At 42.7% G+C, this 13,127-nt stretch carries 18 protein-coding genes; 2 read left to right on the forward strand and 16 right to left on the reverse strand.

Annotation, left to right across the window (positions count from 1 at the left end; translation table 11 throughout):
• Positions 1 to 46 precede the first annotated feature (46 nt).
• Both G589_RS0104180 and G589_RS0104185 read left to right on the forward strand, forming a co-directional pair.
• Positions 47 to 1,696: a dicarboxylate/amino acid:cation symporter gene (locus G589_RS0104180; RefSeq protein WP_026521222.1), complete on the forward strand. Its 1,650-nt coding sequence runs from the start codon at positions 47 to 49 to the stop codon at positions 1,694 to 1,696.
• Positions 1,697 to 1,710: 14 nt separating this feature from the next.
• On the forward strand, positions 1,711 to 2,604 hold the full coding sequence (locus tag G589_RS0104185; RefSeq protein ID WP_026521223.1) for a M15 family metallopeptidase: 894 nt from the start codon (positions 1,711 to 1,713) through the stop codon (positions 2,602 to 2,604).
• Positions 2,605 to 2,658: 54 nt separating this feature from the next.
• Here the strand turns inward: G589_RS0104185 and rplQ are convergent, their stop codons facing one another.
• The 16 genes from rplQ to rplF form a co-directional block, all read right to left on the reverse strand.
• Positions 2,659 to 3,195, reverse strand: coding sequence for a 50S ribosomal protein L17 (gene rplQ / locus G589_RS0104190; RefSeq protein WP_022769964.1), 537 nt, complete (start codon positions 3,193 to 3,195; stop codon positions 2,659 to 2,661).
• Between the two features lie 157 nt (positions 3,196 to 3,352).
• Positions 3,353 to 4,309 (reverse strand): DNA-directed RNA polymerase subunit alpha, encoded by a 957-nt coding sequence (locus tag G589_RS0104195; protein WP_022764378.1) that lies wholly within the window; start codon positions 4,307 to 4,309, stop codon positions 3,353 to 3,355.
• A gap of 63 nt (positions 4,310 to 4,372) precedes the next feature.
• The gene (rpsD, locus tag G589_RS0104200) at positions 4,373 to 4,966 is read right to left on the reverse strand and encodes a 30S ribosomal protein S4 (RefSeq protein WP_022769966.1); all 594 of its coding nucleotides are present in this window, start codon (positions 4,964 to 4,966) and stop codon (positions 4,373 to 4,375) included.
• Positions 4,967 to 5,109: 143 nt separating this feature from the next.
• On the reverse strand, positions 5,110 to 5,517 hold the full coding sequence (rpsK, locus tag G589_RS0104205; protein ID WP_022764376.1) for a 30S ribosomal protein S11: 408 nt from the start codon (positions 5,515 to 5,517) through the stop codon (positions 5,110 to 5,112).
• Between the two features lie 94 nt (positions 5,518 to 5,611).
• The gene (gene rpsM / locus G589_RS0104210; protein ID WP_026521224.1) at positions 5,612 to 5,980 is read right to left on the reverse strand and encodes a 30S ribosomal protein S13; all 369 of its coding nucleotides are present in this window, start codon (positions 5,978 to 5,980) and stop codon (positions 5,612 to 5,614) included.
• Positions 5,981 to 6,146: 166 nt separating this feature from the next.
• Complete coding sequence (rpmJ, locus tag G589_RS0104215) at positions 6,147 to 6,260, reverse strand: 50S ribosomal protein L36 (RefSeq protein ID WP_013280022.1); 114 nt, start codon at positions 6,258 to 6,260, stop codon at positions 6,147 to 6,149.
• Between the two features lie 143 nt (positions 6,261 to 6,403).
• Entirely contained in the window at positions 6,404 to 7,783 is a 1,380-nt protein-coding gene (locus G589_RS0104220; protein WP_026521225.1) for a uracil-xanthine permease family protein, read from the reverse strand.
• 91 nt (positions 7,784 to 7,874) lie between these two features.
• Positions 7,875 to 8,093: a translation initiation factor IF-1 gene (infA, locus tag G589_RS0104225; protein ID WP_013280019.1), complete on the reverse strand. Its 219-nt coding sequence runs from the start codon at positions 8,091 to 8,093 to the stop codon at positions 7,875 to 7,877.
• A 25-nt stretch (positions 8,094 to 8,118) separates the two neighbouring features.
• Complete coding sequence (gene map, locus G589_RS0104230; RefSeq protein WP_026521226.1) at positions 8,119 to 8,871, reverse strand: type I methionyl aminopeptidase; 753 nt, start codon at positions 8,869 to 8,871, stop codon at positions 8,119 to 8,121.
• 4 nt (positions 8,872 to 8,875) lie between these two features.
• Positions 8,876 to 9,520: an adenylate kinase gene (locus tag G589_RS0104235; protein WP_026521227.1), complete on the reverse strand. Its 645-nt coding sequence runs from the start codon at positions 9,518 to 9,520 to the stop codon at positions 8,876 to 8,878.
• An 88-nt stretch (positions 9,521 to 9,608) separates the two neighbouring features.
• Positions 9,609 to 10,928 (reverse strand): preprotein translocase subunit SecY, encoded by a 1,320-nt coding sequence (secY, locus tag G589_RS0104240; RefSeq protein ID WP_026521228.1) that lies wholly within the window; start codon positions 10,926 to 10,928, stop codon positions 9,609 to 9,611.
• On the reverse strand, positions 10,928 to 11,368 hold the full coding sequence (gene rplO, locus G589_RS0104245) for a 50S ribosomal protein L15 (protein WP_026521229.1): 441 nt from the start codon (positions 11,366 to 11,368) through the stop codon (positions 10,928 to 10,930). The genes secY and rplO overlap by 1 nt, the downstream gene beginning before the upstream one ends.
• A gap of 97 nt (positions 11,369 to 11,465) precedes the next feature.
• Complete coding sequence (gene rpmD / locus G589_RS0104250; RefSeq protein WP_022764368.1) at positions 11,466 to 11,654, reverse strand: 50S ribosomal protein L30; 189 nt, start codon at positions 11,652 to 11,654, stop codon at positions 11,466 to 11,468.
• A gap of 15 nt (positions 11,655 to 11,669) precedes the next feature.
• Positions 11,670 to 12,179 carry a 30S ribosomal protein S5 gene (gene rpsE / locus G589_RS0104255; protein ID WP_022764367.1) on the reverse strand — a complete coding sequence of 170 codons (510 nt, stop codon included), beginning with the start codon at positions 12,177 to 12,179 and terminating at the stop codon, positions 11,670 to 11,672.
• A gap of 18 nt (positions 12,180 to 12,197) precedes the next feature.
• Positions 12,198 to 12,566 carry a 50S ribosomal protein L18 gene (gene rplR / locus G589_RS0104260; protein WP_022769976.1) on the reverse strand — a complete coding sequence of 123 codons (369 nt, stop codon included), beginning with the start codon at positions 12,564 to 12,566 and terminating at the stop codon, positions 12,198 to 12,200.
• Between the two features lie 19 nt (positions 12,567 to 12,585).
• The gene (rplF, locus tag G589_RS0104265; protein WP_022764365.1) at positions 12,586 to 13,125 is read right to left on the reverse strand and encodes a 50S ribosomal protein L6; all 540 of its coding nucleotides are present in this window, start codon (positions 13,123 to 13,125) and stop codon (positions 12,586 to 12,588) included.
• Positions 13,126 to 13,127: the final 2 nt, after the last annotated feature.

A 13,127-nucleotide genomic window follows, 5' to 3' on the forward strand; every position in this document is an offset into this window, starting at 1 on the left:
ATATGTGATTGCGATCACGGACTAAACGGAAAGGACCTGCGGTTTAATGAAAAAGATCAGAAACACATCAGCTGTTTATAATTCAGGCAGTTACACCTTTATGTCCGACGTAATGGGCTTTATCGAAAGCAGCCTAACTCAGATATCTGTCGGCAAAAAATTCATTCAAAAAACCTTACTTATCTCCGAGGAGATAATAGCAGACCTTCTAAAGCACGCTCCGGCCAATACCGATCTAAAGATCCAGGTCAGACAATTCTTTGGCGAAACCAGCGTGAACCTGTCCATGAAGGGTGAGGAGTTTTCTCCCTATTCCGATGAAGATGACCTTAGCGAAGATGCCAGCGTCAGTGCCATCCGCGCCGTACTTCTGCGCTCCTTCGGTGAAAATTTCAAATACAGAAACAAAAACAATATTAACCATGTAAGGATAGTTGCCGGCCAGTCGGAGCAAAAGCTCAACAACTCCGCCATTTATGCGCTTTTCCTTGGTCTGGCGTTTGGATTTCTTGCGAAATTTCTTTTCCCTGAATCCGTTAACACTACGCTCTGTACCTACGTATTAGAGCCCATAAAGACCGTATTCATGCATGCCATAAGGATCATCATTGCTCCTGTGGTATTCTTCTCAATTGTCTCCTGCTTCTCACAGTTTACAAATCTCTCTGAAGTAGGCAAGATAGGCAGCCGTGTCATATCCATGTATCTTCTGACCACGGTCATCGCTGTTCTTTTGGGCATCGGTATCTTTCACCTGGTACAGCCCGGCGAATTCGGCTTTGCGCTGAGTTCCGGAATCGCCACTCAGGCAGTAAGCGTGGACACTTCCGTGGACACATCCATAATGTCAACGCTTATGAATATAGTGCCTTCCAACTTCCTGTCTCCGTTCCTTGAATCCGATACTCTTCAGCTGATCTTCCTGGCTATGCTCTGCGGAATCTCTGTCGGAATGGTAGGCAAGTACTCTTCAATGTTAAAAGAGCTTTTTGACGCCCTTAACACACTGTTTTTAACCATCACAACTCTGATAACCAGATTTATTCCGCTTGCAGCTTTTGTTTCAATATCACTCCTTGTAATCAATCTTGGCGGAGATTCGCTTCTTTCAATACTCAGCGTCACACTGACGCATACCGGTGCCATCCTTTGCATGATGTGCATATACGGACTTCTGATCCTTGTTATCGGCAGGCTCAATCCTCTTAAGTTTTTCAAGAACGACAAGGAGGGTATTTTTACCAGCTTAACTTTGTCCTCCAGCTCAGCAGCCATGCCGACAAACATGAGAATCTGCACCGAAAAGCTTGGCGTTTCACCAAAGGTTGCAAATTTCTCCATTCCTCTCGGAGCAACCATTAACATGGATGGTGTATGTCTTTACCTGACCATAATCGGTCTGTTTTTGGCAAAAGCCTATGGCATCGTTGTTGACCTGCCTTCGCTTATTTCCCTCACATTCACCATCGTAATGCTCTCTCTTGGAGCTCCGGGCGTTCCCGGATGTGCATTCATCTGCCTCGGTGTTGTTGCGGAATCTCTTAATATTCCCATCGAAGCACTGGGCCTTATCATAGCCATCAATCCTATTCTTGACATGGCCGATACAATGTCCAATACTACAGGAGACATGGCTACTGCGGTAATTGTCGCAAGTAACGAAGGTCTACTGGACCATGAAAAATATAACAGCTGAGGTAATCAAACAACATGAAAATCAAGTACTTAAAAGAGCTGGCACTTCTGGCAGGAGTTATCATCATTGCCGCCATTGGAGCAAGGTTTCTTGCAAGAGGCGAAACTCTTTACGACTATGCAAAAAAGAATCCGGAAGCAGCTGCAGTTTCATCAACTATAGAAGAAGTTAAGGAGCCTGAACCGGAGCCTGTAAAAGAGCCGGAGCCTGAAGTTGTTGCAGAACCCGAGCCTGAAGTCATCGAAGAGACGCAGCCCGAGCCCGAACCTGAAATCATCGAAGAACCTGAGCCGGAACCTGAACCGTCACCCGAGAGGATCACCTACATGGATGGATTTTACTATGAGCCAATCTCCAATGAAGTCTTCAAGCGTATCTCAGGAATATCCTATCCTGTTGACTGCACAGTATCACTAGATGAACTCAGGTATGTCGGACTTATGTATGTAGATTTTAACGGCGAGCCTCAGAAGGGCGAGCTGATATGCAACAAAGCTCTTGCCCAGGATATGGTAGAGATTTTCTACGAATTGTATTCAAACGATTATCAACTGGAAAGTGTAAAACTGGTGGATGAATACGGAGGAGATGACACAGCATCGATGCTGGCAAACAATACCTCCTGTTTCAACTACAGAGTGGTTGAAGGAACCACAAGACTTTCAAACCATGCTTACGGTCGTGCAATAGACATAAATCCTTTCTACAACCCTTATATCACCTATAACAAGGATGGCACAACAAATGTATCACCTGCAGGCAGCGAAGCCTATGCAGACAGATCAGCTTCATTCCCGTACAAGATTGATGAAAACGATCTGGCTTATAAGCTCTTTAAGGAGCATGGCTTTAAATGGGGTGGAGACTGGAATAACAGTAAAGATTACCAACACTTTGAAAAGAAATAAGAGAAATAAAAAAGGGATGCGGCTATTGCCGTATCCCTTTTAAGTGGCTTGTTATTAAACGAGCTCAAGTACAACCATCATAGCTGCATCGCCTTTTCTCTGGCCGATCTTAACGATTCTTGTATAACCACCCTTACGTCCAGCGTACTTAGGGCCATACTCATCGAAAAGCTTAGCTACGAGATCAACTTCCTTAGTGTTTTTCTTTCTTCCTGCCTTCTCAGTAGGAACCTCAGTTACAGGGTAAAGAGTCTTAAGGAGCTGACGTCTTGCGTGCATACGTGAAGGAAGATCCTTCTTGATTTCCTTCTTAACAGTTGTATACTTTGTAACCTTCTTGCCATCTACAACTTCTTTTACTCTCTTGCCATCTTTGTCCTTCTCAGGAACCTTAGCTTCAACAGTAACTGTCTCGAAGTTGTCCTTCTCCTTAGCTGCAAGAGTGATCATAGGCTCTACGATCTTCTTGATTTCCTTAGCTCTTGCCTCTGTGGTAATGATCTTACCATTGTAAAGAAGTGCTGTTACCTGGTTACGAAGAAGTGCTCTCCTAGGTTTTGTTGCTTTTCCAAGCTTTCTGTACATTGCCATTTTAAATTACTTCCTTTCTCATTTGCAGGGTTCCCCCTGCTGTGGTACATCAAAGGATGCACATCGGTCTTACTCCTTAGATGCTGTTAATGATCCATTATGAGAATCCACCTCAGTACGCATCGGATTTACCTTCAGCGGAAATCATATAACAAAATTATTCGCCGTCCTGTCTGAGTGAAAGTCCGAGCTCATCAAGCTTAGCAAGAACCTCCTCAAGTGACTTACGTCCAAGATTACGAACCTTCATCATATCGTCTGAAGTCTTGTTAGCAAGCTCCTGAACGGTATTGATGCCTGCTCTCTTAAGGCAGTTGAATGAACGAACTGAAAGCTCAAGTTCATCAATTGACATTTCGAGAACTTTGCCCTTCTCATCGTCTTCCTTCTCTACCATAACCTCAGCGGTCTTAGCATTCTCGGAAAGATCAATGAACAGGCTTAAGTGCTCACTGAGAACCTTAGCTGCAAGGCTTACAGCCTCGTCGGGACCAAGTGTTCCATCCGTGTGAACATCAAGTGTAAGTTTGTCAAAGTCTGTAACCTGACCTACACGAGTGTTCTCTACAGTTACATTTACTCTCTCAACAGGAGTATAGATAGAATCGATAGCGATCACACCGATAGGAAGATCACCGGTCTTATTCTTGTCAGAGCTTACATATCCTCTTCCCTTTGTGATGGTGAGCTCCATGTAGAGCTTAGCATCCTTACCGGAAAGTGTGGCGATAACCTGATCAGGATTCATGATCTCGATATCCTGGTCAACCTGAATATCAGAAGCCTTTACAACGCCCTCACCATTGAACTCAATGTATGCAGTCTTTGGCTCGTTTGTATCAGAACTGTTCTTGATTGAAAGGTTCTTGATGTTCATGATGATCTCAGTTACATCTTCCTTAACTCCGGGAATAGAACTGAACTCATGTAATACGCCTTCGATTTTGACCTGACTTACTGCTGCTCCTGGTAATGAAGAGAGCATAATCCTACGAAGGGAATTGCCCAGTGTAATACCGTAACCTCTCTCAAGAGGCTCGACTACGAATTTACCATACTTCTTATCATCTGAGATTTCAGCAACTTCAATATTTGGTCTTTCAAAATCAAACACTGATATACCCTCCTTATGTGGTTTGTTAACATTTTATAATAATAATGAATTGCTAAGCAATTATTATTTAGAGTACAACTCGACGATAAGCATTTCATCTACAGGAACGTCAATAGCTTCTCTTGAAGGAAGCTCCTTGATTGTGCCCTGAAGGCTCTCTTTGTTAACATCGATCCACTCAGGAACAAGTCTGCCTGCTGTGATCTCTGAGATATCCTTAAATCTCTGGATATTCTTTGCAGCCTCTTTTACTTCGATAACATCACCAGCCTTGATGAGGTATGAAGGGATGTTGATAACCTTGCCATTTACAGTGATGAACTTGTGAAGAACAACCTGTCTAGCTTCTCTTCTTGTTCTTGCAAATCCCATTCTGAAAACTACGTTATCAAGTCTTGTCTCAAGAATTGTCATAAGGTTTGAACCTGTCTGACCCTTCATTCTATCAGCCCTGTCATAGTAGTTTCTGAAAGGCTTCTCAAGTACTCCATAAATGAACTTAGCCTTCTGCTTCTCACGAAGCTGAAGTCCGTACTCACTCATCTTCTTACCAGCTCTAGCTGATGTTCTCTTTGACTTCTTGTCATATCCAAGGAATGTTGGATCAAGATCAAGAGATCTGCATCTCTTTAAAACGGGAACTCTGTTTACTGCCATTTTTTGGCTCCTTTCTTTTTCTCAGATGATGTCTTCATCTGATGTTGTTTACAATGCTAAATAATTCGCACCTTCGTCCAACGAGTTAATTGTCAAAAATATAATCTATATTTGCACATGTAACCCGCAAACAATGAGTATGATTATACTCTACGACGCTTAGGTGGTCTGCATCCGTTATGTGGTACAGGTGTTACATCTGTGATAGATGTAACTGTAAGGCCACTTGCAGCAAGAGCTCTGATTGCAGCTTCTCTTCCTGATCCTGGTCCCTTAACGAATACATCAACAGTCTTAAGGCCGTGAATAAGTGCAGCCTTAGTTGCTGTCTCTGCAGCTACCTGTGCAGCATAAGGAGTAGATTTCCTTGAACCCTTAAATCCCAGACCACCGGCACTTGCCCAGCTAAGAGCGTTTCCTGCAGCATCTGTCAATGTAACGATTGTGTTATTGAAAGATGACTGAATGTGTGCCTGTCCGTGTTCAACGTTTTTCTTGACACGTTTCTTAGCAGCTGATTTCTTTGCTGCTGATGATTTCTGATTTGCCATTTTAAACTAACCTACTTTCTTCCTATAAATCTTTGTTTTTTGTTACTGTTCTGAACTCGCCATGCCCGGGTTCATATTCAAAGGCTAATGAAGATTATTTCTTCTTGTTAGCGATTGTTCTCTTTGGTCCTTTTCTTGTTCTTGCATTTGTCTTAGTTCTCTGACCACGGCAAGGAAGTCCTCTTCTGTGACGTACGCCTCTGTAACATCCGATCTCAGTGAGTCTCTTGATGTTCATGGCAACTTCTCTTCTAAGGTCACCTTCTACTTCGTAGTCGTTACCGATAACCTCGGCAATTCTCTTAACTTCATCGTCTGTAAGATCACGAACACGTGTGTCCGGATTTACTTTTGCTACTTCAAGAATCTTGTTTGAGCTTGTTCTACCGATACCGTAGATGTATGTCAAACCGATCTCTACTCGCTTATCTCTAGGTAAATCAACACCTGCAATACGAGCCATTTAAAAATCCTCCATAAAAATAAATAATAATGATAAAAATAGTTACTTGTTTGATTGGGGCTTTTAAGCTACGCCCAATCGGACAGAAACGGGTCCGATCTTTCCAATACGCTATAGATCAGCATGTTCTATATTGGTATCAAAAAGTAATCCGAAGTGGCTCGAATTAACCCTGTCTCTGTTTGTGCTTAGGGTTGTCACAGATAACTCTGATAACGCCCTTTCTCTTGATAACCTTGCACTTCTCGCACATAGGCTTAACAGAAGACCTAACTTTCATTGTTACTCCTTTCTTACGCATGGATAAAATGCCTTGAAAAGGGCATAATATGCCCTTCTCACAAAAAGACCGACTTATAATATAACACAAATAAATTCAATACGCAACAGGTTTTTTACAAAAAATCGATTATTTTTTCGGTATTATTCTTCTTCAATATTGTTAAAGCTAACACCTCTGTTGATATCGCCCTTATGATTATCTCCGAAATTGTAATCATTACCCGGAAGAACAGCATTTAAGATGATTCCGAGAAGAGCTGCGATAGCCAGTGAAGTAAGTGTTATTGATGTGCTTCCGATTGTAAATGTGAGGCCATCTGTAAATCCAAGACCTGATACAAGAATTACTGCAGCAACGATAAGGTTTCTTGACTTAGTGAAGTCTACCTTATTCTCAACTACGTTTCTGACACCGATAGCTGAGATCATTCCGTATAGTACAAAGCTTATTCCGCCGATGATAGCTGTTGGCATTGTTCCGATGATATCGGCAATCTTAGGAATGAAGCTGACGATGATTGCATAAACAGCTGCAATTCTTACTACCTTAGGATCATATACTTTAGAAAGCTCAAGGACACCTGTGTTCTCACCATAGGTTGTATTTGCAGGTCCGCCAAACATTCCTGCAAGTGCAGTTGCAAGTCCGTCACCAAGAAGAGTTCTGTTGAGACCGGGATCTTCTATGAAATTCTTGGATGTTGTAGCAGAGATAGCAGAGATGTCACCAACATGTTCCATCATGGTTGCAATTGCAATAGGTGCCATAACAAGGATTGCTGTAACATCAAATTTAGCGATTACAAACTTAGGAAGTCCAACCCAAGCAGCTGTAGCAATAGGTGCATAATCAATGATTGCTGATCCGTCGGCATTGGTCATTCCAAAAGCCTGGAAAATAACAGCAACAACATAAGAAATTACTACTCCCATAAGGATAGGAATAATCTTCCACATTCCCTTACCCCAGATATTAAAGATGATTACAACCAAAAATGCGATGATTGCAAGAATCCAGTTAGCTGAAGCATTTCCGATAGCTGAAGGTGCAAGTGAAAGTCCGATACAGATGATGATCGGTCCTGTAACAACAGGTGGAAGGTAGTGCATAACCTTTTTAACGCCAACCAGTCTGAAAATAAGTGCAAGAACAAGATAAAGAAGTCCTGCAACAACAATACCGCCACATGCATAAGGGAGCTTCTCTCCGTATGTCATGTTTGCATATTTTCCTGTATTAAGATTTGCTATTGTGGCAAAGCCGCCGAGAAATGCGAATGATGATCCCAGAAAAGCCGGAACCTTGAATTTAGAACAAAGATGAAAAAGAAGTGTACCAAGTCCTGCAAAGAATAGTGTTACCTGGACTGAAAGTCCCTCACCGTTAAAATAGCCGTTGACCAAAATAGGAACCAGAATGGTTGCTCCAAACATAGCAAACATGTGCTGCAAACCTAAAACCGCCATTTTCGGCTTCCCCAATGTTGTGGCATCATAAATAGCCTGTCTTTTTTCTCCCATATTCTCCTCCAATCTGAAATTGTGTGAACCTTTCAATTCATCAGTATAACACAAAACCGGAGTGCTATACACTCCGGTTTAAACAATCTGATTATTTATCTCTCCAAATAATTCTGCCCTTTGTAAGATCGTATGGTGACAGCTCAAGTGTTACCTTGTCACCGGGCAAAATTCTGATGAAGTTCTGTCTGAGTTTGCCACTGATATGAGCAAGAACAACGTGTCCGTTCTCAAGCTCAACCTGGAACATTGTGTTGGGCAACTTCTCAATAACCTTTCCTTCAATTTCAATTACATCAGCCTTTGACATCTTTATCCTCCTTAAATCCTTACTGTCAAATGATAGTCAGTATCTCTGGTTCACCATCCGTGATGGCTATTGTATTTTCATAATGGGCAGAGAGCTTACCGTCAACGGTAACCACCGTCCATTCGTCATCTAACCAGCCTACATATCTCTCACCGAGAGTTATCATGGGTTCTACGCATATTGTCATGCCCTTTTTAAGCTTAGGCCCAGGCCAGAATTTCTTATAGTTCGGCACTATCGGGTCTTCATGGAGGCTTTTGCCTATTCCATGGCCTGTGAGCTCTCTGACAACACCATATCCGTGACTTGTAACATAGTTGTCAACCGCTCTTGATATCTCATTTAGTCTGTGTCCTGCTCTGGCCTTTTTGATTCCTTCAAAAAAGCTGTCCCTGGCCACATCAATAAGATCCTGAGCTTCGTCACTGATCTTGCCGACGCCCCATGTTCTTGCTGCGTCAGAATGAAAGCCTTTATATATAAGTCCTGTATCGAAGGTGACTATGTCTCCCTCCTTCAGGATCCTATCTTTACTTGGTATTCCGTGAACAACCTCGTCATTCACAGATATGCAAACAGAGGCAGGAAATCCCTCATAGTCTTTGCAGTTTGGTATTCCACCAAGTGCACGGATAGCCTTCTCGCCGATCTCATCCAGCTCAAAGGTAGAGATTCCGGGTCTTAGAGCAGCATGCAGTTCATCATGAACCTTTGCTAAAAGATGCCCTGACTGTCGCATAAGTTCTATTTCTTCATCAGTTTTGATCGTAATAGCCATATTCTTATGCGTTTAAGATATTTACAATATCACTGAATACTTCCTGCATGTCTTTTGTTCCGTCTACTGACTTCAAGATATTCTTCTTGTTGTAGTAGTCGATAAGAGGCTGAGTCTGCTCGTGATAAACTGATAATCTGTTCTGAACTGTCTCAGGCTTATCATCATCTCTCTGAACAAGCTCGCTTCCACATTTATCGCAGATTCCTTCCTTCTTTGGAGGAATGTGCTCAATATGATAGGTTGCACCACACTTAAGGCATGCTCTTCTGCCTGACATTCTGCGAACGATATTCTCATCGGGAACATCAACGTTGATTGCGAAATCAACCTTGTCGCCGAGCTTTGTAAGCTCTTTGTCAAGAACATCTGCCTGTGGGATTGTACGTGGGAATCCATCAAGAACGTATCCGTTCTTGCAATCGTCTGCAGCTACTCTGTCCAGAAGGATCTCAACTGTGAGCTCATCCGGAACAAGCTGTCCTTTGTCCATGTACTCCTTGGCCTTTTTGCCAAGCTCAGTACCGTTTTTGATATTGGCTCTGAAGATATCTCCTGTTGAGATATGCGGAATATCAAACTTCTCCGCGATCATCTTAGCCTGTGTTCCTTTTCCTGCACCAGGTGCACCTAACATAATAATTTTCATACTCATTCACCCTTCTCAAAAATTAAGATAAGAGGTTTCAAGATCTGCGCTGTGCAGACCTTTACGCCTCTTATTATTGTATCATAGCTTAATCTTCCAGGAAACCTTTGTAATTACGAACAAGCATCTGTGATTCAATCTGTTTGATTGTCTCAAGGATAACACTTACTACGATGATAAGTGATGTTCCTCCGAATGAAACACTTGCGCCAAATACACCATTGAAGAAAATTGGAAGTACACCGATTATTGTCAGTCCACATGCTCCAATGAAAATGATGTAATTGAGAATACCTGTAAGGTAATCACTTGTAGGCTTACCGGGTCTGATTCCGGGTATAAATCCGCCCTGCTTCTTCATATTATCTGCAATCTCAATAGGATTGAAGGTAATTGATGTATAGAAATACGCGAAGAAGATAAGTAATAAAATATAAACCAAAAGTCCGATTGAATAATTCCAATGGTTTGGATTGCACCAGTTACTCTGGTTAAGGTAAGCAAGAATCTTACCCCAGGTACCTGATCCCTGATAACCAGCCAGCTGGCTGATAATGATTGGGAACTGGAAGAGTGACATTGCAAAGATGATAGGCATAACACCTGCAGTGTTAACTTTCAGAGGGATCTCTGAACGCTGTCCACCATAGGTCTTTCTACCCTGGATCTTCTTGGCATACTGTACAGGAATCCTGCGCTCAGCGCCGTTAAGAAGAACAACCAGTACTACCATTGCAACAATAACAGCCAAAATAATAATCGCTGAAACTACTCCCCTAGCAATAGGCTTTCCACTTACGAACTGCTCAAATAATGAGCTGATGTCTGACGGCATTCTTGAAAGAATGTTAATAGTCAGGACGATAGAAATTCCGTTTCCAACCCCATTCTCGGTGATTCTCTCACCAACCCACATCAGGAATGCACTACCAGCTGTAAGAGCTGCTACAATCTGAACTACAAGGAATGGATTCTGCTCTGTGAGGAATCCTGTGTTCCTGTAGAAACCAATTGCCATTGCGATGGACTCGATAAGCGCTAATGCGATAGTGATGTATCTTGTAAGCGCTGTAAGTTTCTTTCTTCCGTCCTCTCCGTCTCTCTGCCACTCCTCAAACTTAGGAATAGCAATTGTGAGAAGCTGAATGATAATGGAAGATGTGATGTACGGTGTGATATTGAGTGCCAGGATTGACATGTTCTCAAATGATCCACCGGTGAATCGATCCATAAAGCCAAAAGCGTCACTCTCTGTAAGTCCGCTGAACCAGTTACGGAAAACAGCTGTGTTCATTCCCGGTACGGGAATAGCAGATCCGAGCCTGATTACGCAGAGCATAAAGAAAGTAAAAAGAATCTTCATTCTTATTTCTTTGACCTTTAATGCATTCATTAGGGATTTAAACATTAGATCACCTCTGTTGTTCCACCAAGTGCCTCGATCTTCTCCTTAGCTACTGCACTGAAAGCATTAGCCTTAACCGTAAGCTTCTTAGTAATCTCGCCGTTTCCAAGAATCTTAACGCCATCAAGTTCTTTCTTGATTATACCCTGATCCTTGAGTGCCTGTACATCAACAACTGCACCATCCTCAAATACGTCAAGAGCACATACGTTGATTCCTACGATATTCTTGTGATTGATGTTCTTGAAGCCTCTCTTAGGAAGTCTTCTGAACAGAGGCATCTGACCACCTTCGAAACCAGGTCTTGGTGCTCCTGAACGAGCCTTCTGACCCTTGTGTCCCTTACCGGCAGTCTTGCCGTTTCCTGAACCATGACCACGGCCTCTTCTAAAATTATCGCTCTGTACAGAACCCTCAGCGGGTCTTAAGTTTGATAATTCCATGATATTCCTCCTTATTAATGCCGAAACCCCAAGCGCTATACGCAGCCATAGGCCACTCGCGCTATCGTGATACGGTTTCGGATGATTGTAATGTTAATTAGATCTCTTCAACCTTAACAAGGTGTCTGATCTGCTGGATCTGACCTCTTGTTGCAGAGTTGTCAGGCAGCTCAACACTGCTGTTAAGCTTCTTGAATCCCATTGATTTTACTGTTGCTACCTGCTTAGGTACAGCGCCAATTGTGGACTTAACCAATGTGATCTTAAGTTTCTTCTCGCTTGCCATTGATTTTTCCTCCTATTATGCAGTAACTTCTGCTACAGACTTACCGCGCTTTGCTGCTACCTCTTCAGGTGTCTTTAACTGAGCAAGACCATTGATTGTAGCATAAACAACATTCTGCTTGTTGTTTGAACCAAGTGACTTTGTTCTGATGTTTCTGATACCTGCAAGCTCACATACAGAACGAGCAGGACCACCAGCGATGATACCGGTACCTTCAGGTGATCTCTTCAGTAAAACTTCAGCTGAGCCGAACTTACCGATGAAATCATGTGTGATACTGTTGTTCTCATCAAGAGGAACAGTAATAAGGTTCTTAGTAGCATCTTCCTTACCCTTACGGATAGCATCCGGGATTTCTGTTGACTTACCCAGACCAACACCAACGTGTCCGTTGTTGTCACCAACAACTACAAGGGCTGTGAACTTCATGTTACGTCCACCTTTAACAACCTTTGTAACACGCTTGATGGTTACAACTTTATCTGTTAATTCCAGCTGACTTGCATCAACGATATTACGCTTCATTTGTAAACTTCTCCCTTCTTAGAATTCCAGGCCAGCTTCTCTGGCTGCATCAGCAAGAGCCTTAACCTTACCATGATAGATATAACCGCCTCTATCAAAAACTACGGCCTTGATACCCTTCTCTAATGCTCTCTTTGCTACAACATCTCCGATCTTTGTTGCTGCTTCGATGTCGTCTGTATTCTTGAGCTCAGCCTTGATATCCTTTTCAAGAGTTGAAGCAGATACAAGTGTTGTGCCATTTACGTCATCAATAACCTGAGCATATACGTGGTTATTGCTTCTGAATACTGCGAGTCTAGGTCTCTCAGCACTGCCGCTGAAACGATTACGGATTCTCATGTGCTTCTTAGCACGTACTTTTGATCTTGATTCCTTACTAACCATTGTGCACTCTCCTTCTTAATTATTTCTTACCGGTCTTACCAACTTTACGTCTGATAACTTCATCAGCATACTTGATTCCCTTGCCCTTATAAGGCTCTGGAGCTCTCTTTTCTCTGATGATAGCAGCGTGCTGGCCAACCGCCTCTTTGTCAATTCCCTTAACTGTGATTGTCTGTCCCTCTACAACTGTCTCAACTCCTTCAGGATCAACAAGCTCTACAGGGTGTGAATAACCAAGTGTCAGAGAGAGTGTCTTGCCGTTTTTAGCAGCTCTGTAACCTACACCGTTAACCTCAAGCTTCTTCTCGAAACCATCTGTTACACCAACAACCATGTTGTTGAGAAGGCTTCTTGAAAGACCATGTAATGCTCTAGTCTTCTTCTGATCGTCTGGTCTCTTAACCTCGATCTGTCCATTCTCCTGCTCGAAAGAAATCTCTGCAGGGAATACTCTTGTAAGGGTTCCCTTAGGTCCCTTTACAGTCACCTTATTATTTTCTGCAACTTCTACTGTTACACCAGCAGGAACTGCGATTGGCATTTTTCCAATTCGTGACATGC

The sequence above is a fragment of the Butyrivibrio sp. VCB2001 genome (assembly GCF_000423965.1).
In the GTDB taxonomy this organism is placed as follows: domain Bacteria; phylum Bacillota; class Clostridia; order Lachnospirales; family Lachnospiraceae; genus Butyrivibrio.

Bases quoted from the DNA above. Each gene is read 5' to 3' on its own strand.
- G589_RS0104180 (WP_026521222.1), top strand. From the start codon at position 47: ATGAAAAAGATCAGAAACACATCAGCTGTTTATAATTCAGGCAGTTAC.
- G589_RS0104185 (WP_026521223.1), top strand. From the start codon at position 1,711: ATGAAAATCAAGTACTTAAAAGAGCTGGCACTTCTGGCAGGAGTTATC.
- rplQ (WP_022769964.1), bottom strand. From the start codon at position 3,195: ATGGCAATGTACAGAAAGCTTGGAAAAGCAACAAAACCTAGGAGAGCA.
- rpsD (WP_022769966.1), bottom strand. From the start codon at position 4,966: ATGGCAGTAAACAGAGTTCCCGTTTTAAAGAGATGCAGATCTCTTGAT.
- rpsK (WP_022764376.1), bottom strand. From the start codon at position 5,517: ATGGCAAATCAGAAATCATCAGCAGCAAAGAAATCAGCTGCTAAGAAA.
- rpsM (WP_026521224.1), bottom strand. From the start codon at position 5,980: ATGGCTCGTATTGCAGGTGTTGATTTACCTAGAGATAAGCGAGTAGAG.
- rpmJ (WP_013280022.1), bottom strand. From the start codon at position 6,260: ATGAAAGTTAGGTCTTCTGTTAAGCCTATGTGCGAGAAGTGCAAGGTT.
- G589_RS0104220 (WP_026521225.1), bottom strand. From the start codon at position 7,783: ATGGGAGAAAAAAGACAGGCTATTTATGATGCCACAACATTGGGGAAG.
- infA (WP_013280019.1), bottom strand. From the start codon at position 8,093: ATGTCAAAGGCTGATGTAATTGAAATTGAAGGAAAGGTTATTGAGAAG.
- map (WP_026521226.1), bottom strand. From the start codon at position 8,871: ATGGCTATTACGATCAAAACTGATGAAGAAATAGAACTTATGCGACAG.
- G589_RS0104235 (WP_026521227.1), bottom strand. From the start codon at position 9,520: ATGAAAATTATTATGTTAGGTGCACCTGGTGCAGGAAAAGGAACACAG.
- secY (WP_026521228.1), bottom strand. From the start codon at position 10,928: ATGTTTAAATCCCTAATGAATGCATTAAAGGTCAAAGAAATAAGAATG.
- rplO (WP_026521229.1), bottom strand. From the start codon at position 11,368: ATGGAATTATCAAACTTAAGACCCGCTGAGGGTTCTGTACAGAGCGAT.
- rpmD (WP_022764368.1), bottom strand. From the start codon at position 11,654: ATGGCAAGCGAGAAGAAACTTAAGATCACATTGGTTAAGTCCACAATT.
- rpsE (WP_022764367.1), bottom strand. From the start codon at position 12,179: ATGAAGCGTAATATCGTTGATGCAAGTCAGCTGGAATTAACAGATAAA.
- rplR (WP_022769976.1), bottom strand. From the start codon at position 12,566: ATGGTTAGTAAGGAATCAAGATCAAAAGTACGTGCTAAGAAGCACATG.
- rplF (WP_022764365.1), bottom strand. From the start codon at position 13,125: ATGTCACGAATTGGAAAAATGCCAATCGCAGTTCCTGCTGGTGTAACA.